This is a genomic window from Planotetraspora kaengkrachanensis, from assembly GCF_016862895.1.
Lineage (GTDB): Bacteria > Actinomycetota > Actinomycetes > Streptosporangiales > Streptosporangiaceae > Planotetraspora > Planotetraspora kaengkrachanensis.
On sequence record NZ_BONV01000010.1, the window covers coordinates 34,219 to 53,122 of the forward strand.

At 70.9% G+C, this 18,904-nt stretch carries 21 protein-coding genes; 4 read left to right on the forward strand and 17 right to left on the reverse strand.

Annotated features, from left to right (window positions below):
- Positions 1 to 50 precede the first annotated feature (50 nt).
- On the forward strand, positions 51 to 1,169 hold the full coding sequence (locus Pka01_RS13730) for a ferritin-like domain-containing protein (protein WP_203883109.1): 1,119 nt from the start codon (positions 51 to 53) through the stop codon (positions 1,167 to 1,169).
- A gap of 17 nt (positions 1,170 to 1,186) precedes the next feature.
- Here the strand turns inward: Pka01_RS13730 and Pka01_RS13735 are convergent, their stop codons facing one another.
- The 3 genes from Pka01_RS13735 to Pka01_RS13745 are packed head-to-tail and all read right to left on the reverse strand — an operon-like array spanning position 1,187 to position 2,242.
- Positions 1,187 to 1,498, reverse strand: coding sequence for a DUF202 domain-containing protein (locus Pka01_RS13735; RefSeq protein WP_203883110.1), 312 nt, complete (start codon positions 1,496 to 1,498; stop codon positions 1,187 to 1,189).
- Complete coding sequence (locus tag Pka01_RS13740; protein WP_203883111.1) at positions 1,495 to 1,830, reverse strand: YidH family protein; 336 nt, start codon at positions 1,828 to 1,830, stop codon at positions 1,495 to 1,497. The genes Pka01_RS13735 and Pka01_RS13740 overlap by 4 nt, the downstream gene beginning before the upstream one ends.
- Positions 1,831 to 1,873: 43 nt before the next feature.
- Positions 1,874 to 2,242, reverse strand: coding sequence for a DUF8711 family protein (locus tag Pka01_RS13745; RefSeq protein WP_203883112.1), 369 nt, complete (start codon positions 2,240 to 2,242; stop codon positions 1,874 to 1,876).
- A 49-nt stretch (positions 2,243 to 2,291) separates the two neighbouring features.
- Here Pka01_RS13745 and Pka01_RS13750 point away from each other — a divergent pair, with 49 nt between their 5' ends.
- Positions 2,292 to 2,549 carry a ubiquitin carboxyl-terminal hydrolase 14 gene (locus Pka01_RS13750; RefSeq protein WP_203883113.1) on the forward strand — a complete coding sequence of 86 codons (258 nt, stop codon included), beginning with the start codon at positions 2,292 to 2,294 and terminating at the stop codon, positions 2,547 to 2,549.
- 12 nt (positions 2,550 to 2,561) lie between these two features.
- Here Pka01_RS13750 and Pka01_RS13755 read toward each other — a convergent pair whose 3' ends face one another.
- Entirely contained in the window at positions 2,562 to 4,148 is a 1,587-nt protein-coding gene (locus Pka01_RS13755; RefSeq protein ID WP_203883114.1) for a Na+/H+ antiporter, read from the reverse strand.
- Positions 4,149 to 4,203: 55 nt separating this feature from the next.
- A complete protein-coding gene (locus Pka01_RS13760) occupies positions 4,204 to 5,349 on the reverse strand; it encodes a hypothetical protein (RefSeq protein ID WP_203883115.1) in 1,146 nt (381 codons plus the stop codon).
- Positions 5,350 to 5,571: 222 nt separating this feature from the next.
- Between Pka01_RS13760 and Pka01_RS13765 the strand changes: the two genes are divergently transcribed.
- Positions 5,572 to 7,542 carry an ATP-dependent DNA helicase gene (locus tag Pka01_RS13765; RefSeq protein WP_203883116.1) on the forward strand — a complete coding sequence of 657 codons (1,971 nt, stop codon included), beginning with the start codon at positions 5,572 to 5,574 and terminating at the stop codon, positions 7,540 to 7,542.
- A 22-nt stretch (positions 7,543 to 7,564) separates the two neighbouring features.
- Here Pka01_RS13765 and Pka01_RS13770 read toward each other — a convergent pair whose 3' ends face one another.
- From Pka01_RS13770 to Pka01_RS13820, 11 genes are all read right to left on the reverse strand, one after another.
- Positions 7,565 to 9,130 carry an endonuclease/exonuclease/phosphatase family protein gene (locus Pka01_RS13770; protein WP_203883117.1) on the reverse strand — a complete coding sequence of 522 codons (1,566 nt, stop codon included), beginning with the start codon at positions 9,128 to 9,130 and terminating at the stop codon, positions 7,565 to 7,567.
- A gap of 153 nt (positions 9,131 to 9,283) precedes the next feature.
- Positions 9,284 to 10,102 (reverse strand): MOSC domain-containing protein, encoded by an 819-nt coding sequence (locus Pka01_RS13775; protein WP_203883118.1) that lies wholly within the window; start codon positions 10,100 to 10,102, stop codon positions 9,284 to 9,286.
- Between the two features lie 44 nt (positions 10,103 to 10,146).
- Positions 10,147 to 10,929 (reverse strand): SGNH/GDSL hydrolase family protein, encoded by a 783-nt coding sequence (locus Pka01_RS13780; RefSeq protein WP_203883119.1) that lies wholly within the window; start codon positions 10,927 to 10,929, stop codon positions 10,147 to 10,149.
- A gap of 30 nt (positions 10,930 to 10,959) precedes the next feature.
- Positions 10,960 to 11,394 (reverse strand): type II 3-dehydroquinate dehydratase, encoded by a 435-nt coding sequence (aroQ, locus tag Pka01_RS13785; protein ID WP_203883120.1) that lies wholly within the window; start codon positions 11,392 to 11,394, stop codon positions 10,960 to 10,962.
- Positions 11,391 to 12,467, reverse strand: coding sequence for a 3-dehydroquinate synthase (gene aroB / locus Pka01_RS13790; protein WP_203883121.1), 1,077 nt, complete (start codon positions 12,465 to 12,467; stop codon positions 11,391 to 11,393). Before aroB ends, aroQ begins: the two co-directional genes overlap by 4 nt.
- Positions 12,464 to 12,976: a shikimate kinase gene (locus Pka01_RS13795; protein ID WP_203883122.1), complete on the reverse strand. Its 513-nt coding sequence runs from the start codon at positions 12,974 to 12,976 to the stop codon at positions 12,464 to 12,466. Before Pka01_RS13795 ends, aroB begins: the two co-directional genes overlap by 4 nt.
- Positions 12,977 to 12,990: 14 nt before the next feature.
- Positions 12,991 to 14,169, reverse strand: coding sequence for a chorismate synthase (gene aroC / locus Pka01_RS13800; RefSeq protein WP_203883123.1), 1,179 nt, complete (start codon positions 14,167 to 14,169; stop codon positions 12,991 to 12,993).
- 20 nt (positions 14,170 to 14,189) lie between these two features.
- On the reverse strand, positions 14,190 to 14,864 hold the full coding sequence (locus Pka01_RS13805) for a prepilin peptidase (RefSeq protein ID WP_203883124.1): 675 nt from the start codon (positions 14,862 to 14,864) through the stop codon (positions 14,190 to 14,192).
- 9 nt (positions 14,865 to 14,873) lie between these two features.
- Positions 14,874 to 15,434: an SseB family protein gene (locus Pka01_RS13810; RefSeq protein WP_203883125.1), complete on the reverse strand. Its 561-nt coding sequence runs from the start codon at positions 15,432 to 15,434 to the stop codon at positions 14,874 to 14,876.
- 21 nt (positions 15,435 to 15,455) lie between these two features.
- Positions 15,456 to 16,562 carry a barbiturase gene (gene bar / locus Pka01_RS13815; RefSeq protein ID WP_203883126.1) on the reverse strand — a complete coding sequence of 369 codons (1,107 nt, stop codon included), beginning with the start codon at positions 16,560 to 16,562 and terminating at the stop codon, positions 15,456 to 15,458.
- On the reverse strand, positions 16,563 to 17,501 hold the full coding sequence (locus Pka01_RS13820) for a carbamate kinase (RefSeq protein ID WP_239114954.1): 939 nt from the start codon (positions 17,499 to 17,501) through the stop codon (positions 16,563 to 16,565).
- A 134-nt stretch (positions 17,502 to 17,635) separates the two neighbouring features.
- On the opposite strand from Pka01_RS13820, the gene Pka01_RS13825 reads away from it, so the two are divergent.
- Positions 17,636 to 17,974: a hypothetical protein gene (locus Pka01_RS13825; protein WP_203883127.1), complete on the forward strand. Its 339-nt coding sequence runs from the start codon at positions 17,636 to 17,638 to the stop codon at positions 17,972 to 17,974.
- Between the two features lie 7 nt (positions 17,975 to 17,981).
- Here the strand turns inward: Pka01_RS13825 and Pka01_RS13830 are convergent, their stop codons facing one another.
- The gene (locus Pka01_RS13830) at positions 17,982 to 18,839 is read right to left on the reverse strand and encodes a sulfotransferase family protein (protein ID WP_203883128.1); all 858 of its coding nucleotides are present in this window, start codon (positions 18,837 to 18,839) and stop codon (positions 17,982 to 17,984) included.
- Between the last annotated feature and the right edge of the window lie 65 nt (positions 18,840 to 18,904).

Sequence of the window (18,904 nt, forward strand, 5' to 3'; positions counted from 1 at the left end):
ACGTGCCAGTCTCGAATCACTACGTACGGTGTACGTCGAGGAGGCCTCCCGTGTCGACCCACGAGCTCTACACCATTCCCCCCGAGCTCTCCACATGGGACGTGGAGATGACCGGGGCCGCGCGGTTCACCTGGGAGTACGACGACGGCAGGGACCGCATGCTCGCCCTCTACCAGAAGGGCAAGGACAAGCAGTGGGACTCCGTCAAGCGCATCGACTGGGACCTCGAGGTCGATCCGTACGACGTGCTCGGCGTCCCCGACCAGTCGATCTCCATCTACGGCACGCCGCTCTGGGAGCGCATGGACGACCGGCAGCGCAAGGACGTCAGGCTGCACAGCGCCTCCTGGCAGTTCTCCCAGTTCCTGCACGGCGAGCAGGGCGCCATGATCTGCTCGGCCCGGATCGTCGAGTCGGTGCCCGACCTGGACTCGAAGTTCTACGCGGCGACGCAGACGATGGACGAGGCGCGGCACGCGGAGACCTACGCCCGGTTCCTCCAGGACAAGGTCGGGCTCGTCTACCCCATCAACCAGCACCTCAAGGCGCTGCTGGACAGCACGCTCAGCGACTCCCGGTGGGACATGCCCTATCTCGGCATGCAGGTGCTGATCGAGGGGCTGGCCCTGGCCGCGTTCGGCGTGATGCGCGACATCACCACCAAGCCGCTGCCCAAGCAGATCCTGGCGTACGTCATGCAGGACGAGGCGCGGCACGTCGCCTTCGGCCGGATGGCCCTGCGGGACTACTACCGGAACCTGTCCGAGGCCGAGCGGCAGGAGCGTGAGGACTTCGTCATCGAGGGCTGCTACCTCATGCGCGATCGTCTCCGCGGTCAGGAGACGTGGGAGACGCTCGGCCTCGGCAAGGACGAGGTGGCCGAGGCCATGGAGGCCACCGACCGGTCCGAGTACCTCAGGCTGTTCCGTTCGCTGCTGTTCAGCCGCATCGTGCCCTGCGTCAAGGACATCGGCCTGTGGAGCCCTCGCCTGCAGAAGGCGTACGCCGACATGGGCGTGCTCGACATGGCGGGACAGAGCCTCGACGCCCTCATGAAGCAGGACGAGGACATCGCGGAGAAGCTGGACGCGGAGCGTTTCGCGCAGGAGGAGACCGAGCGGCACACCGAGGTCGCCGACACCATCGAGGCGGCCCGCCAGGACGGCTGAGCCGCACGCCGAGCGGGTCAGCGGGACAGGACCAGCGCCAGCGCCCCGGCCACCACGCAGAGGACGCCGGCCCACGCGAGGCGGGCGTCCACCTTGTCGTCCAGCGGGGCGCCGTCGCGCAGTGCCCGCTCGACACGCCTGTACCGCGCGCCGGTGCGCAGAAGCAGGATCGCTCCGCAGAGCGCGGCGACCGCGAAGGGCGTGATCATCAACGGTCCCTCGCCGCCGCGCAGTCCCGCTCCGGCGGCGACGAGGCCTGCGACGGCCAGGACGGTCGCCGTCCTGACCCAGGCCAGCCGCGTCCGCTCGTTGTGCAGGCCCGAGGTCATCGCCCGACGAGGATCAGCAGCAGGGCGACGACCGCCACCGTGGCGACGCCGTAGCCGAAGACGGGGGCGAGCGCGGGCGGCGGCAGCGGGTCGCCGCGGCGCAGCGCCCGCTGGATGTGCCGCCACCGCGGATAGGCGGTGGCGGCGGAGACGGCGGACAACGACACGAGCACCAGGGCGAGCAGTGTGCGGACCCACGGCACGAACACGCCCTCGGGCACGACCGCGATGGCGATGCCTCCGGCGCTGAGCGCCAAAGACGTGCTCAGCCAGGTGAGGTACGTGCGTTCGTTGGCCAACGTGAACCTGGGGTCCGGCTCCTGCCCATCCATGGAGACAGGCTAATTTTGCCCCTTTTCCCGTGGATATGCCGGGTTACAGGCAGGCCTCCGTGATCTGCTTGAGGTAGGTGGCGCTGTCGGTGGCCGCCTTCTGCGCGGCGTCGACGGCCGCGTTGGCGTCGTCCACGTTGAGCTTCTCGAGGCTGTCGGCCATCCCCTGCAGGGCCTGGTTGAGCGTGGTGTCCCCCGCGTCGGCGGCGAGATCGTTCAGCTTGGCGGCGCCGTCGGTGATCTCCTTCTGCATCGCCTCGGGATCATTGGCCACAGCGGTGATGTTGCTGATCGTCTCACTGATCAGCTTGGGGGCTTCGATACAGGACTGCGCCTTGTCGGCGGCGGAACATCCGGAGACCAACATGACGGAGGCCGCCGCAACGGCGGCCGCGAGCGGGAGGGATCGCATACACAGACCCTACCCAACAGGGGATTTCCGGCGGACTAGCATGAACATCATGGGGATCTGTGAACACATGCTGACCGTGCCCGACCCTGAGCCGCAGACGACGCTGGGATGCGTGGAGTGCCTGGAGATGGGCTCGCGCTGGGTCCACCTGCGCAAGTGTCTGTCGTGCGGCCACGTGGGATGTTGCGACTCCTCCCCCAACCGCCACGCGACCGCGCACTTCCAGCAGGACGGGCACCCGGTCGTGCGTTCCTTCGAACCGGGTGAGGACTGGCGCTGGTGCTACGTGGACAACGCCCTGGGCTGAGTCTCCCGGCGGTCAGCTCCGTTCGAGCGTGGCCTCCTCGAAGTCGAGCTCCTGCATCACCCGGTGCAGCACCTCGTCGTCGATCCGCCGCTCGTCCCTCAACCGCACGAACACCTCACGCTCAGCGGTGAGCATCTCCCTGCGCAGGCGCCGGTAGACCGTCGACGGGGTCTCGGCGCCGTCGAGGCCGGTGCCGCCGCCGAGCCTCTCCCACGCGCGCAGCGCCGTACGCTCGGCGCGGGAGCGCAGCTGCTGGACGACCTCCTCGTGGACGTCGAGGACGCCGTCGGCGATCAGCTCGTCGAGCCGCGCGAGGGCGGCCGCCGCCGCGGCCTGCTGGGCGGCCGCCTCCGACAGATCGTCCGAGTAGCGCTCCGCGTCGTTGGAGACGCCGAGCTTCTTGATCAGCCACGGGAACGACAGGCCCTGCACGATCAGGGTGCCGATGACGACGGCGAACGTCAGGAACAGCAGCAGGTCACGCTGGGGGAAGTCCTCCGGCAGACCGAACGCGGCGGCGAGCGAGACCACCCCGCGCATGCCCGCCCAACTCGTGAGCGCGACGTTGCGCCAGGCCGGCACGCCGTGCCGCTCCCGCACCCGCCTGAGCAGCGTCGGCAGGTAAACGGTGATCGGCACCCACAGCGCCCGGAGCACGACGGCGAGCAGGAACACCACGCCCGCGTAGATCCCGACCCGGGCGAAGTCCTTCTCCGCCAGGCCCATGACGATCGGCCGCACCTGCAGGCCGATCAGGGCGAACACGATGGACTCGAGCACGAGGTCGGCGACCTTCCACACGGCGCCCGACAGGATGCGGGTGCCGTAGCTCGTGCGGCTCATCTCGTGGCCCAGATAGATCCCGGCGATCACCACGGAGATCACTCCGGACGCGTGCACGGCCTCCGCGGCGACATAGGCCCCATAAGGGACGAGCAGTGAGATTCCATTGGCGATCAGCGAGTCGCTGAGCCGACGCAGCAGGATTCCCACGGCGTACGCGATGACGAGCCCGATGACGATGCCGGTACCGGCCGAGTAGAGGAACTCCCCGCCCGCGCTGAGCAGGTCGGCCGTGGTGCCCGCGACGGCCGCGGCGACCGCCACCCGGTACGCCGTCAGCGCCGTTGCGTCGTTGAACAGGCCCTCGCCGACGAGGATCGTGATCGACTTTCGCGGCAGGCCGAGCTTCCTGCCGACCGCGATGGCGGAGACGGCGTCGGTCGGCGCCACGATCGCCCCGAGCGCGAAGGCCGCGGCAAGTGGCAGCCCCGGGATCAGGGCGTGCGCGACGAGCCCGATCACAACCGTGGTGAACAGGACGAGCCCGACGGCGAGCAGGCCCACCACCTGCTTCACGTCACGCAGGCGCAGGTAGGAGCTGTCCAGTGCCGCCGAGTAGAGCATCGGCGGCAGGAAGACGGAAAGGACGATCTGGGGGTCCAGCTCGTAGGCGGGCATGCCCGGGACGAAGGAGGCGACCAGCCCGGCGACGACGAGCAGGAGCGGCGCGGACCAACCCTGGCGTCTCGCGAAACCTGCGATCGCCAGGGCGCCGGCGGGCAGTAACAGGAACTGCAGTGCGGTGGAGATGTCCATCAACGGATGAGCGTACTTATCCCGGCGACTCCGGATAACCCACCCATCGCATCAGTCACCAGACGCGCTGGTCGTCCCGCGGGTCGTCCGGCCGCTGATCCGGCCGCAGGCGCTCACCCGTGGCGTACATGGGCTCCTGCGGATGTTCCTGCCGGTACTCCTGCTGGTAGTCCTGTTGATAGTCCTGCGGGTACGGCCGGCCCTGACCCTGGCCCTGGCCGAGACCGAGCGGATCGCTCGGATCGACCCTCCCCTGCTGCTGGTACACCTGGTCCTGGGGTCCGGTGTCGTACTGGTAGCCGCCCTGACCGGGATGCGCGGCGGCGGGGGGCTGACCCGGGTGAACGGGCCGTCCGCGGCCCGGCTGACCGGGGTGTCCCGCTGCGGGCGGGGCCGGGCGGGCTCCGGCGGGCGGGCCGGAACGTCCGGGCTGACCGGGATGCACAGGCTGGCCGGGATGTCCGGGGTGCCCGGGCTGGCCGGGGTGCCCCCCGGCGGGTTGGCCGGGATGACCGGGCTGCCCCTGACGGCCGGCGGGCGGCGCGCCGTACTGGCGGGCGGGTTCCTCGTAGGCGCCGGGGGCGAACGGCCGCTCGCGGGGCACCTCGCGCGGGGGCTGACTGGGCGGCGGAGCGCCGCGGGCCACGAGGACGTCGTTCGCGCCCATGGGAGGCTGCGGGCCGCTCGGCCCGCCGTACTGGTCGGGCGCGGGCGCTGCGTACTGGTCAGGCGTGGGCGCCCCGTACTGGTCGGGCGCGGACGCTGTGTACTGGTCAGGCGCGGGCCCGCCGTACTGGTCGGGCGCGGGCCGCGAATACTGACCGGTGCCGGGGTAGTCCGGGTACTCGGCCTGAGGAGCGGGATAGTCGGAAGGGCGCCCGGCGTATTCGGGCTGTCCGGGCTGTCCGGGCTGTCGGGGGTGTCCGGGGTGGACCGCGTCCTGGCGGGGCATCGGGCCGGTGCCGGGGTCCGCGCCGTCGTCGGCGTACTGGCCGCCGGCCTCGGCGTATATCTCGTCGAGACCGTCGATGAGGCGACCCACGTCATCCAGGGGCATCCGGAAACTTCCGGTGCACATCTCGCCGCGCCAAAGGCTCAGGACCAGTGTTCCCTCGTGCCAGGTCACCCGGAGGACCCGGTCCTGGCCCCGGGCATCGAAGAACACCTCACCGAATGATGGCAACGGGACAACTTCCGACATGACAGACATAGTGCCTTTACCGCCCTTATCCGTCCACTCAACCTCGGGAAACCCTACCCAACGTCTTCTCTGTCCTTTTTGTCCCCTACTCGGTAGATCGACGTTGACCTCGAGAGTGTGACGTCCAGTGTGCCACGAGAGACGATTTCCGGCTCCTGGAACGCCAGGATGCACCCGTCCGCTCACGCCTCGGATGTCGGCGGCAGCAGGTAGCGTTCTCCCGTGCCCAAGGACAACCGCGACCTCCCGCCCGTCGAAGAACTGCTCACCACCGCGGTGAAGGAGCTGGGCGGCTCCGAGCGCCCCGGGCAGGTCACGATGGCCCGGGCGGTGCGGGACGCGGTCGAGGCCAAGGAGCACCTCGCGGTCCAGGCGGGCACGGGCACCGGCAAGTCGCTCGCCTACCTGATCCCCGCGATCAGGCACGCCGCGGACAGCGACGGCGCCGTGGTCGTCTCCACCGCCACGATCGCCCTCCAGCGCCAGCTCGTCGACCGCGACCTGCCGAGGCTCGCCGACGCGCTCGAGGGCCTGCTCCCGCACCGGCCGGAGTTCGCGATCCTGAAGGGCCGCCGCAACTACCTGTGCCGCCACAAGATGGCCGCGGGCATGCCCGACGACGAGGACGACCAGCTCTTCGATCCGCGCGAGGTGAGCGCGACAGGACGGATGGTCCAGCGGATCCAGGAGTGGGCCTCGGAGACCGAGACGGGCGACCGCGACGAGCTCGTCCCCGGCGTCAACGACCAGGCGTGGCGGCAGTTCTCCGTGCACGCCAAGGAGTGCCTCGGCGCGCAGCGCTGCCCGAGCGGCATGGAGTGCTTCGCCGAGCTCGCCAGGGAGCGGGCCGGCCAGGCCGACGTGGTGGTCACCAACCACGCGCTGCTGGCCATCGACGCCATGGAGGACTTCCCCGTCCTGCCGGAACACGACGTCGTCGTCGTCGACGAGGCGCACGAACTCGTCGACAGGGTCACGTCGGTGGTCACCGACGAGCTGTCGGAGGGCACGGTGGGCGTCGCCGTCCGCCGCGTGGGACGGCTGATCGAGCAGGGGCTGGCCGACCGGCTCCAGGAGGCGGGAGAGGACCTCGCCGCCCTGCTCGCCGCAGCTCCGCCCGGCAGGGTCGACGACCTGCCGCAGTCGCTGGCGCTCACCCTCGCCCTGGTGCGCGACGCCGCCTTCGCCTGCATCACGGCCCTTGGCCCGCGCAACAAGGACAAGGACGACCCGGAGAACGCCGGCCTGCGCAAGGCGACGTTCACCGCGCTCGACGAGGTCCACGACACCGCCCAGCGGATGCTGGACGCGTTCGGCGCCGACTCCGAGGCAGACCGGGCGGAGGTCGTCTGGCTCGACGAGGGACGCGGCCGGATCCCTCCGACGCTGCGCGTGGCGCCGCTGTCGGTGGGCGGGATGTTGCGCGACAAGCTGTTCGGCGACCGCACGGTCGTCCTCACCAGCGCCACCCTCGCGCTCGGCGGCTCCTTCGACGGCATGGCCCGTCAGTGGGGCCTCACCGGCGACTGGACGGGCATCGACGTCGGGTCGCCGTTCGACCATCCGCGCAGTGGCATCCTCTACGTGGCCAAGCACCTGCCGCAGCCCGGCCGCGACGGCCTGCCCGAGGCGTACCTCACGGAGATCACCGAGCTGATCGAGGCGGCGGGCGGCCGGACGCTCGGCCTGTTCTCCTCGATGAGGGCGGCCAAGGCCGCCACCGAGGCGCTGCGCGAGCGGCTCGACGTCCCGTTGCTCTGCCAGGGCGACGACTCGACGTCCCAGCTGGTCAAGCAGTTCTCCGCCGACCCCGCGACGTGCCTGTTCGGCACCCTGTCGCTGTGGCAGGGGGTGGACGTGCCCGGCGAGTCGCTCACCCTGGTCGTCATCGACCGCATCCCGTTCCCCCGGCCGGACGACCCGCTGGCCTCGGCCCGGCAGCGGCACGTCGCCGCCACCGGCGGAAACGGCTTCATGTCGGTCGCGGCCACGCATGCGGCGCTGTTGCTGGCGCAGGGCGCCGGCAGGCTGCTGCGCTCGATGGACGACAGGGGCGTCGTCGCGGTGCTCGACCCCCGGCTGGTCACGGCTCGCTACGGCGGATTCCTGCTGAACTCGCTGCCGCCGTTCTGGCGCACGACCGACCCCGGCAAGGTCCGCGAGGCGCTGCGGCGCCTCACGGCGGACGCCTGACCGGGGCCGGCCGCTAGGGTCGCTACTGCTTGGTAACCGTGAACACGGCCGACTGCGCCACCGAGACCAGTCCGTCGTCGGGCAGGAGCCTGACCACGTACTTGCCCGGGGCCAGCGGCCACGAGGAGTCGGCCCCGATCGCCTTCGGCCCGATCTTCGCCTGACCCTCGATCCGCGAGTCGGTGTAGGTGTACACGAGATATTCGGAGGTGTCGGCGCATTCGCCGCCCGGGCAGGCATAGACCGAGACCCAGTCCAGGCCCATGCCGGGCGCGTTCGACCAGTCGACCGTGATCGGCTCACCCTGCTTGTAACGGCTCTTGCCGACCGACACCGTGGTCGGCTCGCCCGCGGGGTAGAGCCAGACCTGCGCCTCCGAGACCGTCCTGCCTCCGGAGACGAGGGCCACGTCGTAGGCCCCACGGCGCAGGCCCCTGGTCGGCAGCGAGACCGAGCCGTCGGTCCTCCCGGGCTTCGTCGCGCGCGAGGCGGCGACGCGGCCCTTCGCGTCCCGCAGTTCCACCCGCTCGCCCTGCCGTCCGGGGGCGTGGTAGGTGACGGGGAGGTCCTTGCCGATGGTGACGCGGCGGGTGGCCGGTGACACCAGGACCTGAGGCACCGCCGGCACGACGTCCATCGTGGACACGACGCCCCGGTGGTCGGTCGGCCAGGGCGAAACGCCCACTCCCACGTCGGGCCCGCCCTTCTCACCGACGACCGAGCTGTCGATCGTGCGGGTCGGACCGGCGGTCAGCACCCAGTCGATCCGGTCGAACACCTCGTGCGGGTCGGCCTCGGGGCTGCCCGGCGTCCAGGTGAAGCCGGGGACGGCGACGGGGTCGGGGTGCGCCTCACGATAGGTGTCCCGCAGTCCCGCGTCCGCCAGCGCGCTGCTGGCCGGCCACTTCACCGGGTAGGGGACGTCCGCGCGCTCGGCCGCGACCGCGGGCGTCCAGTCCAGGTGGGAGGGGCTGTTGAAGTCTCCGGTCAGCATGACCGGGATGCCCTTGCGGGCCAGCGTGGGGAGCACCTTGACCAGGTCCTGCACGGCGGGCAGCCGGGTCTCGCGCTCGAGATCGAGCACCTGCTTCGCGGTGCCGCCGTCCCGCACCAGGTACGGGCCGTAGGGGTCGGACGGCAGGTGGGTGTTGGCGACGGCCACGACCCGGCCCGGAGCCACCTCGACGTACACGTACAGGCCGTCGCCGCCAGGCGGGTCGATGATCGGGAAGCGGGACATGACGTGGGCCCGGTCGCTCCCGTACCAGCCGAGCGCCGACGCGATCCTCTCCACGTCGCGCTCCGGCTCCTGCACGCCGACGATGTCGGCACGCGCCTGCGTGATGGCGCGTTCGATCTGCACCAGGGTCTGCGGGCACCCGTTGGCCTCCGCGCAGAAATCGCCGGTCTTCAGATCGAGGTCGTCGCCCCCGTAGAAGATGTTGAGCGTCATCACACGCAGTCGTTGGTGCCCGGCGGCACCGTGGTCGGCGGTCGTCGTGGACGCGGATGCCGCCCCCAGCGTGAGCGTCGCGGACGCGAACAGCGCCACGGCGAACGCCACCATCCGCCGTCGGTTCACCATCATCGGTCCTCTCCTCACCCGTGCCTCGAGAGGCCGGCCGGCCGGCACGAGTGGGCCCCAACGTAGGAGCGAGCAGGAAACCGTCGCCTCCCATTGCCCCTGTACGCTGGGCGAATCTGTCCTGAACCGCGATCGAACAACGTCACGGGGACGTCGTCACAGGGGCGTGACAGGGTCCCCCAGCTGGATGGTGCCGGGGTTGCTCGGCACCAGGCGGACGCCGAACCACGTCCTGCCGTCCCATCGGCGGTGCCTGGCCAGCGTCCGCAGCGGCTCCTTGCCCCTGGCATGCGTGTCCGGGTCGATCGTCGTGACCGCGCACCGGTCGCACAGCTCTGAGACGCGGAAGCCGACCTCGCCGATGCGGACCTCCGACCAGCCGTCCTCCGCGTACGGCTCGGCCCCGTCGACGACCACGTTGGGCCGGAATCTGGCGACCGACAGCGGAGCGGGCACCTCCTCCAGCCGTTCCATCGCCTCTTCGGCGATCCAGTCGTCGAGCCGGCGCAGCGAAGCGGCCGAGGTGAGCAGCAGCGGAGCGTCCCAGGCGAAGCTGACGACGTCTCCGGGCAGCCCGCCGTGCCGATCGGAGACCGGGCGGCGGCGGGGGTCGTCCAGCCACACGAGCCTGGCCGGGCATCCCAGCAGCCGGGTGAACCACGCGTGCGCGGCGTCGTCGGCGGCGACGGCCCGGTCGAGGCCGGAGAACCCGACGGGCACGGCGGGACCGGTCGCCGGGGGCACCGTCAGGTCGGGGAGACCCGCCGCGGAGATCGCGAGACCGCCGTCGCCGAGCTCGCGGGTGCGCACCGAGACCATGCGGGGGAACTCACCCAGCCACAGGTTCTCGCCGTCCTCGCCGACCACCGCCCAGCGGCGGTCGCCCTCGAGTCCCCACGGATGCACAAGAGCGCTCTCACGCGCGAGGCCGGCCGCGGACTTCAGCGGATATACACGAATGTCCGTGAGCTCCACCGGACCAGCCTACGTCGCGTGAGAGCGTTTTCAGCGAGCGCCGTTCAGCCGAGAGGGGTCAGGCCCGGGCGCTTGGCGTCGAGGCCGTCGCCGGAGGACGTGCGCCGCACGCGCCGGCCGAGCCACGGGGCCAGGTGCTCACGCACCCATTGGACGTCCTCGCGGCGCTTGATCCTCGCGTCCACGTGTTCCCGGGCCGGCCAGGTCTTCCGCCAGTCGTCCGACGGGACGCCGAGCACATCGAGCACCTTCCCGGCGACGATGCGGTGGCCTTCCGCGTTCAGGTGCAGCCGGTCGTCGCTCCACGCCCGCCAGTCGCGCAGCGACTGCAGGGACCAGATGTCCACCAGGCGGCAGCCGTACAGGTCGGCGATCCCGCGCACGTGCATGAAGAAGATGGCGAACTTCCCGCGCGCCACGCGCATGATCGGCGTGTCCCGGGGGTCCATGCCGGTGAACAGCACGACCTCCGCACCGGTCCCGCGCAGGGTCCGCACGGCCGTCGCGAACTTCTTGGCCATGCGGTCGGGGTCGGCTCCGGGCCGGAGAAGGTCGTTGCCGCCCGCGCAGAAGCTGATCAGATCCGGCCGCATCTCGACCGCCTGCGGCACCTGCGATTCGACGATCTGGTCGATGAGCTTGCCGCGGATCGCCAGGTTGGCATACGTGAACTCGGGTTCCCGCTCGGCCAGCCGCTCGGCGACCCGGTCGGCCCATCCGCGGTATCGGGTCACCCCGTCAGGGCCGACGGGTGGACCGGCGAGCAGCGGGTCGTTCAGGCCTTCCGTGAAACTATCTCCTATTGCGACATATGACCCGTAGCTCATCGAACCCGCCTTGCTCTGCTGTATCAGTCGTTACTCACCAGTATCGGCGATCGCGCGCAGTGCGAGTTCATATGACCGCATGCCGAACCCGGCGATCGTCCCCGTCGCGACGGCCGCCACGACCGACGTGTGGCGGAACTCCTCCCGGGCGCTGGGGTTGGACAGGTGCACCTCGACCAGGGGTGCCGTCCGCTGGGCGATCGCGTCGCGCAGCGCGTAGGAGTAGTGCGTGAACGCCGCCGGGTTGAGGACGACGGGCGTGCGGGAGTCGGCGGCCTCGTGGATCCAGCCGACCAGTTCCGCCTCGTCGTCGGTCTGCCTGACCTCAACCGACAGGCCGAGCTCCCGGCCCGTCTCCCGGCACAGGGCCGACAGGTCGTCGAAGGTCTGCGCGCCGTAGACGTCGGGCTCCCGGCTGCCGAGACGCCCGAGGTTGGGACCGTTCAGCACGAGCACTGGCCTCATCGGCCGACCTCCCGGTAGGCCGCTTCCAGCAGTTCCTCCGACGGGTTCTCCAGGCGGGACACCTTGGCGATCCCGTCGAGCACGACGAAGCGCAACGTCGCCCCGCGGCTCTTCTTGTCGACCCGCATGTGGTCGCGGAGCTCGGGCCACGCCTCCTTGCGGTAGGCCGTGGGCAGCCCGACCGAGGTGAGGATGGACCGCGTGCGCTCCACGATGTCCCTGCCGATCCGGCCGTCGAGGCGGGACAGTTCGGCCGCGTAGACGAGGCCGATCGCCACGGCCTCTCCATGCCTGATGTGGAAGTGCTCGACCCGCTCGATCGCGTGGGCGAGGGTGTGGCCGTAGTTGAGGATCTCCCGCACACCGCTCTCACGCAGGTCGGCGCCGACGACGTCGGCCTTGACCTGGATCTTCCGCTCGATCAGCTGGCGGGTGTGGCCGCCCTCCGGAGTGCAGGCGCCGGCCGGGTCGTCCTCGATGAGCATGAGGATCGTCGGGTCGGCGATGAAGCCACCCTTGATCACCTCGGCGAGCCCGGCGACGTAGTCCTCGCGGGGCACGCTCACCAGCGTCGCCAGATCGCACAGGACACCCGCGGGAGGGTGGAAGGAGCCGACGAGGTTCTTGCCCTCGGGCGTGTTGATGCCGGTCTTGCCGCCGACGGCCGCGTCGACCATGCCCAGCAACGTGGTCGGGACCTGCACCACCTGCACTCCACGCAGCCAGGTCGCGGCCGCGAAACCGGCCAGGTCGGTGGTCGCTCCCCCGCCGACGCCGACGACCGCGTCGGAGCGCGTCACGCCGTAACGCCCGAATGCCGACCAGAGCTCGGCCGCGACCTCGACGGTCTTGGCCGCCTCGCCGTCGGGGACCGGCAGGGAGAGCACCTCGAGCCCGGCCGCCTCCAGCACCCCGCAGACCGGCCGCGCGATCTCGGGAAGGCTCGCCGGGTGGACCACCGCCACCGTCTGGACGCCCGCGGCGAGCAGTCCGGGCAGCTCGCCCAGGACGCCGGTGCCGACGACGACGTCGTAGGGTTTGTCCCCCCGCACGGTGATGCGCGTGGCGGTCACAGCGTGGCCGCGATCTCGGTGACGATGTCCGCGGGCTCCCGGTCGTCGGTCTCCACCGTGGTGACGGCCAGCCGCTCGTAGACCGGGCGGCGCTCCTCCATCAGCTTCCTGAGCTGGCTGCGCGGGTTGAGCACCAGCAGAGGCCTGGCGGAGCCGAGACCGACCCGCTTGACCGCCTGGTCGAGCCCGACCCGCAGGTAGACGACGCGGTGGCCGGCCAGCAGTTCCTGGGTCGGGCCGTGCAGGACCGCGCCGCCGCCGACCGACAACACGCCGTCGTGGCCCTCCAGCGCGGCTCGTACGGCCACCGCCTCCATCTCGCGGAACGCGGCCTCGCCGTCCTCGACGAAGACATCGCTGATCGGCTTGCCCGCGACGGCCTCGACGTCGGTGTCGGTGTCGCGGAAGGACAGCCCGAGGCGGTCGGCGAGGAGCCGGCCGACGGTCGACTTGCCGGAACCCGGCGGTCCGATGAGAACCGCTACAGGCTGTTGAGACGCCGAACTCATGATCACAGACCTTATTACTTGATCACCAGAGAGGAGAGGTAACCCGCCACGTTGCGGGCGACCTCCTCGACCGAGTCGCCGCCGAACTTCTCGACGGCGGCGTCGGCGAGCACGAGCGCGACCATCGCCTCGGCGACGATCGCGGCGGCGGGCACGGCGCACACGTCGGAGCGCTCGTGGTGGGCCGTGGCCGCCTCACCCGTCAGCACGTCGACGGTCGCGAGCGCCCGGGGGACGGTGGAGATCGGCTTCATGGCGGCGCTGACCCGCAGCGGCTCGCCGTTGGTCATGCCGCCCTCGACGCCGCCGGCCCGGTTCGTGATCCGCCGGACCCCTCCGGCGGTGTTCTCGATCTCGTCGTGGGCCCGCGAGCCCGGCCGGCGCGCGGTCTCGAAGCCGTCGCCGACCGCGACGCCCTTGATCGCCTGGATGCCCATCAGCGCGCCTGCGAGCCGGGAGTCGAGCCTCCGGTCCCAGTGGGTGTAGCTGCCGAGACCCGGCGGCAGTCCGTAGGCGAGGACCTCGACGACGCCGCCCAGCGTGTCGCCGTCCTTGTGCGCCTTGTCGATCTCGGCCACCATCGCCGCGCTCGCCTCGGGGTCGACGCAGCGCACGGGGTCGGCGTCGACCGCCGCCATGTCGCCGGGACCGGGGACGACGTCCCGGGGGGCCGTCGCCTCACCGATCGACACGACGTGGCTGACGATGTCGACGCCGAGGGCCTGCTTGAGGAAGCTCCTGGCGACCTGGCCGAGCGCCACGCGGGCGGCGGTCTCGCGGGCGCTGGCCCGGTCGAGCACCGGGCGCGCGTCGTCGAAGCCGTACTTCTGCATGCCCGCGAGGTCGGCGTGGCCGGGCCGGGGACGCGACCGGGGCGCGTTGCGCGCCTGCCCCTCGAGGATCGCGGGGTCGACCGGGTCGGCGGCCATCACGGTCTCCCACTTGGGCCATTCGGTGTTGCCCACCCGGATGGCCACCGGCGAGCCGAGCGTGCGGCCGTGCCGTACGCCGCCGGAGATCGTCACCACGTCCTGCTCGAACTTCATCCGCGCGCCGCGGCCGTATCCGAGGCGGCGGCGGCGCAGCGCCTCGTCGATCTCCGCCGTGGTCACCGCCACCCCCGCGGGGAGGCCCTCCAAGATCGCGAGAAGCTCGGGGCCGTGTGACTCCCCTGCCGTCAACCAGCGCAACATGCTGACAAGTCTTCCATGTGTCACCCGCGGGTCAGCACCGCCACGAGTGCCGCGACGAGCATGAACGGCCCGAAGGCGAACTCGGTGGTGCGATTCGCCCGGTGGGTGACCAGGAGGCCCACCACGTAGATCGCGCCCAGAAAGTGGCCGCCCACCCCCGCGGTGATCGCGACCTGCGAGCCGAGCGCGCCCGTCAGCATCCCGATGACACCGGCGAGCTTGACGTCCCCGAGGTACAGGCCCGTGGGACGGATGAACCACAGGACGGCGAACGCCCCGCCGAGGATGAGTCCCCAGATCACGGCCGGGCCCAGCCGCCCCGAGGGGATGAGCAGGACGAGGACGATCGGATAGGACGGCAGCGTGATCACGTCGGGCAGCCGGAGGGTCCGCCAGTCGATCACGGCGAGCGCCACGCCGGCGACCACCGCGTAGAGAAAGGGGACGAGCAGCCATTCGCCGTGGAGCCGCCAGGTGACCAGTGCGGCCGCGAGCGCGGTCGCCCCTTCGATCAGGTACGGCCGGCGCGGCAGGGGCACGATCCTGATCGCGTGGGCGAAGGCCTCGCGCCTCTCCTTCCGGTAGTCCTCCGGCTCTTCCTCGACGAAGCCGGCGGCGAGCGCCCGCACGTAGGCGCCGGCGATCAGTCCGAGGAGGGCGGCGACGGCGACGGGCACGGCCACCTCAACGACCATGGACCGCCCCTATCCGCGCCGCCTCCGGGACCACCATCGTCGTGGACTCTCCCCCAGCCGCGCCACCATCGCGCCGGGAAGCGACTCCACGAGCCGGTCGACGGCCGACGGGTCGCGCCTGGCCTCCTCGATCGTGGCCAGGGCCTGCAGCATGCCGCCCTCGATCACGAAGGGGACCGGCCCCGCGACGTCGACGACGACGGCCGACGCGTTCTCGTGGCGGGCGGCCTGGCACACCTGGGGTGCGGTCGCCTGGACCGGCCGGGCGTCCGCCCGCCACCTGGCCATCGGCTCGGCTCCCGTGAAGGCGAGGACGGCCTGCCTGCCGTCCTTGCCGACGAGCTTGGGGAGCGCCATCTCGCTCTCCTTCTCCTGCCGCAGCCCGTGCTCGCCCACCTCGGACTCGGTGAGCAGGGCCACGACCGGCACGAGGAGCCTGGCCTCGCCCATTACGGCGAGCACGTCGGCGGCGGTCGCCGTACCGGCCTGGTAGCCGGCCAGGGCCGCGGAGACCGGCGCGTCCGCGCCGCCGTCGTCGTCGGGTCGCAGGGGCTGCGGAATGGCGGGCACGGCTCAGGAGCCTACCCGGCGTCAGGAAAGGTCGGCGATCGCGATCACCGGCCCGCCGCCCGAGGGGCCCTGGTGGACCGCCGCGACGGAGACGAACACCGCGGGGTCGCCGGTCACGCTCGCCGCGACGCCGCCGACGGTGGCCTTGATCTGCCGGTGCCAGTGCACGTCGGAGTCGTCGAGCATGATGTTGCGCCGCCCGCGGACCCGCCCGGAGGGGTCGGCCTCGCACTTCATGAAGACGTTGACCAGCCGGCCGCCCAGGTCGGAGGGGTGGGGCCGCTCGGGGAGGTCGATGCCGGAGTCGCGGATGGCCGCCCAGATGCCGTCGGCGTCGAGGGCGTCCCGCATGACCGAGTGGCCCGCCCGGTAGCGGCCGCCGACGCCCCGGACATTGCCGACCACCACGATCTGGGCCACGTCGAGCTCGACGCCGCTGGAGCACGAGGCGACCGACGAGTAGAGGGACAGGTCCTTGTGGATCTGCTCGGCCGAGGGCATCTCGATCTCCCCCAGCGCCACGGCGATGCCGAGGGCGGTCGTGGAGTTGGAGATGTCCATCGACTTGAGCGTGTCCTCGGTGACGACCGTGTGCCCGCGCTCCTTCGCGTCGGTGATCGTCGACAGGGTGAGGAGCGGGGTCTTGGTCTGCACGTAGTGGACGTCGGCCGGGTCGTCGATTCCGGCGATCTTCATGGCCTCCCGCACTCCGGCGGCCACCTTCTCCACCATCGCCGGCCTGCCGATGTCCTCGGGCAGGATGACCTCGCTCATCGCCACGCCGACGCTGACGCGCGGCTCGTCGGTCGGCACGGCCTTCGCCGGGTCGAGGCTCGCGAAGACGGTGGCGTGCGGGCTCAGCACACCGTCGGTGCCGCCCGACCAGACGAGGGGCACCTGCCTGACCTCGTCCTCGGACCTTGTGCCCTTGGCGACGAGCACCTCGCGGAAGGCCCGGTCGGCGAGGATGCGGGTGTAGTCGTTGACGCCTCCGTTGCCCTCGGTCTTCCCGATGACCGCCAGGACGCGGTCGGCCTCGATGATCCCGTCGTCGATCAGCCTGGCGAGCCCGGACGCGTCGGTGACGCCCTCGATGGCGACCTTCCGTACCTCGATCGGATCCGGCATCTATCTCTCCGCCCCTCTGAATACCCTTGTCCCGATATTTCCTGATAGCGCCTCGCCGATGTGCTCCAACGAGGTGATCACCGCCTGCCCGCCCTCCTCGGCGAAACGCAGCGCGGCCTCCACCTTGGGCCCCATGCTGCCGTCGGCGAAGTGCCCGCCGGCCTGCAGTGCCCTGAGCCCGTCCGTGGTGATCTCCTCGATCGGCCGGGCCGCGGCCGTCCCGAACCCGACGACCGCGTTCGGCACGTCGGTCGCGATGACCAGATCCGTGGCGTGTACGGCCCTCGCCAGCTCCGCGGCCGCGAGGTCCTTGTCGATGACGGCCTCGACGCCGGCGAGTTCGCCGTCGGCGCCGCGGACGACGGGCACTCCCCCGCCTCCGGCGGCGACCACGGTGTACCCCGCCTCCATGAGGGTGACCGCCACGGCCGCGTCCAGGATCTCGACCGGCCGCGGCGAGGCCACGACCCTGCGCCAGCCGCGCTCGAACCGGCGCCAGGCCTGGCCGTGGCCCTCGAGGCGGCGGGCCTCGGCCTCCTCGAAGTACCGCCCGATGGGCTTCACCGGGTCGAGGAACGCGGGGTCCGCGCGGTCGACCAGCGTCCGGGTCACCACGGTGGCCAGCCGGACCGGCTCGGGCGCCAGCGCGTGTTCCAGCGCGTTCATGATGAGGGTGCCGATCGTGCCCTGCGTCTGCGCGACGCACCAGTCCAGGGGGACGGGCGGCACGACGTGCGCGGTGAGCTGGTTCTTCAGCAGGATGTTGCCGACCTGGGGGCCGTTGCCATGGGTGAGCATCACCTCGTGACCGGCCCTGATGAGGCTCGCGACGTGCGTCATCGCCCGCCCGATCGCCCGGTGCTGGTCATCCGGCGCGGCGCTCCCGTCGGGAGCCGTCATCGCGTTGCCGCCCAGCGCGATCAGTATGCGTCCGCCCACATCGCGAAACTATCCAGCCCGGGACGGCCCTTCATTGGCGAATGTCGCCCATCGGACGACCATCCTTCGGCAAGCCTTCGCAGGGTTGACCCGGATCTGCCGCAGTGGCGCGAAATGACGGCAGAATCGGGTTCGTGCCCCCCGAGAAGCTTGAACCCAACGAAGTCGGCGCGGCGTTCGCCGCCCGCCGCGAGCTCGGCCCTCAGTACGAACTGGAGCTGGCCGAATCGCTCGTCGACAGGGTCAACACCGTGATCGACTCACGGCTGGCCGAGAAGAAGGGCAAGCGCCCGCCGCTCGACTGGGCGCAGATGACGCTCGGCCTGGGTTCGCTGGCGTTGTCCATCCCCCTGGTGGCGATCGTGTCCTCCAATGTTCCGGGCACGTTCGGTCTCATGCTGGTCTTCGGCGTCATCGGTGTGGTGAACCTGGCCTACGTGCTCACGCGGGCCCTGCACAACAACCGCGACTGACCACGGCCTACATGTAGTCCCATTTGCGGCAGATGTCGTGAAGGGCCTCCGGCACGTCCTCGGGGGACGGCAGTGCCCGCCCCCGCTGGACGGTGCCGGTCTTGATCTTGTCCCGCCAGTCGCCGATGCCCTTGACGAACTCCCCGTCCTGGCGTTCGCCGTACTGCAACATGACCGGCTCCCAGGGCACGCCGAGGAACTCGCAGATCCGCCGCAGGTGGACCTCCGGCTCCTCCGTGAGCTTCTCGTACCGCACGGTCAGGCCGGGCAGCCGGTTCCTGGCGTTCTCCAGGTACGTCATGTAGTTCAGGGTGTGCCGGACGGCATCCTCAGGGGAGCGCCGCTCGGGGTCGGCCTCCGCCCAGGACTGGGCGATCGACATCGGGTGCCTGATCAGGAAGATGAACCGCGCCTCCGGCCAGCACGTCGAGATGCGCCGCCAGGCGAACACGTTGCTCGGCGTCTTCTCCACGAGGATGCGCTTGCCGCTCCTGGTGAGCTCCCTGTGCATGAGCCGGTCCCACAGGATGTGCTCGATGTCGCTCTGCGTGTGCCCGAGGGCGTCCATCGCCTGGCGCAACGGCTCGGTGGGGAGGTTGACCGACAGGCGGCGCACATGCAGTTCGTGCGGCGCGTGGATCTGGGAGTGGCAGTTCAGCATGACCCGCAGCAACGTCGACCCGGACCGCACCGAGGACAACACGAACACCGGGTCGCGCAGAAGGCGGTCGGCGTCGCGATCGGCCGGGGGCCGAACCGCGTCGTTCGACATCCGCATGAACATCTCAGGAATGGAGTCCGGCCGCTTGATCGTGTATCCGGTCAGTCCGACGAGCTTCGAGTTGACCTTGCGCTTCCAATTCATGACCTTGAAACCTTAACGCCCGGTTAAAAAGGGTGCCAAGTCCATGCAAGCACTTCACGGGCGTT

Excerpts from the sequence above, each read along its gene's own strand:
- Pka01_RS13735 (WP_203883110.1), bottom strand. The coding sequence starts at position 1,498 with ATGACCTCGGGCCTGCACAACGAGCGGACGCGGCTGGCCTGGGTCAGG.
- Pka01_RS13740 (WP_203883111.1), bottom strand. The coding sequence starts at position 1,830 with ATGGATGGGCAGGAGCCGGACCCCAGGTTCACGTTGGCCAACGAACGC.
- Pka01_RS13745 (WP_203883112.1), bottom strand. The coding sequence starts at position 2,242 with ATGCGATCCCTCCCGCTCGCGGCCGCCGTTGCGGCGGCCTCCGTCATG.
- Pka01_RS13750 (WP_203883113.1), top strand. The coding sequence starts at position 2,292 with ATGGGGATCTGTGAACACATGCTGACCGTGCCCGACCCTGAGCCGCAG.
- Pka01_RS13755 (WP_203883114.1), bottom strand. The coding sequence starts at position 4,148 with ATGGACATCTCCACCGCACTGCAGTTCCTGTTACTGCCCGCCGGCGCC.
- Pka01_RS13760 (WP_203883115.1), bottom strand. The coding sequence starts at position 5,349 with ATGTCGGAAGTTGTCCCGTTGCCATCATTCGGTGAGGTGTTCTTCGAT.
- Pka01_RS13770 (WP_203883117.1), bottom strand. The coding sequence starts at position 9,130 with ATGATGGTGAACCGACGGCGGATGGTGGCGTTCGCCGTGGCGCTGTTC.
- Pka01_RS13780 (WP_203883119.1), bottom strand. The coding sequence starts at position 10,929 with ATGAGCTACGGGTCATATGTCGCAATAGGAGATAGTTTCACGGAAGGC.
- aroQ (WP_203883120.1), bottom strand. The coding sequence starts at position 11,394 with ATGAGGCCAGTGCTCGTGCTGAACGGTCCCAACCTCGGGCGTCTCGGC.
- Pka01_RS13795 (WP_203883122.1), bottom strand. The coding sequence starts at position 12,976 with ATGAGTTCGGCGTCTCAACAGCCTGTAGCGGTTCTCATCGGACCGCCG.
- aroC (WP_203883123.1), bottom strand. The coding sequence starts at position 14,169 with ATGTTGCGCTGGTTGACGGCAGGGGAGTCACACGGCCCCGAGCTTCTC.
- Pka01_RS13805 (WP_203883124.1), bottom strand. The coding sequence starts at position 14,864 with ATGGTCGTTGAGGTGGCCGTGCCCGTCGCCGTCGCCGCCCTCCTCGGA.
- bar (WP_203883126.1), bottom strand. The coding sequence starts at position 16,562 with ATGCCGGATCCGATCGAGGTACGGAAGGTCGCCATCGAGGGCGTCACC.
- Pka01_RS13830 (WP_203883128.1), bottom strand. The coding sequence starts at position 18,839 with ATGAATTGGAAGCGCAAGGTCAACTCGAAGCTCGTCGGACTGACCGGA.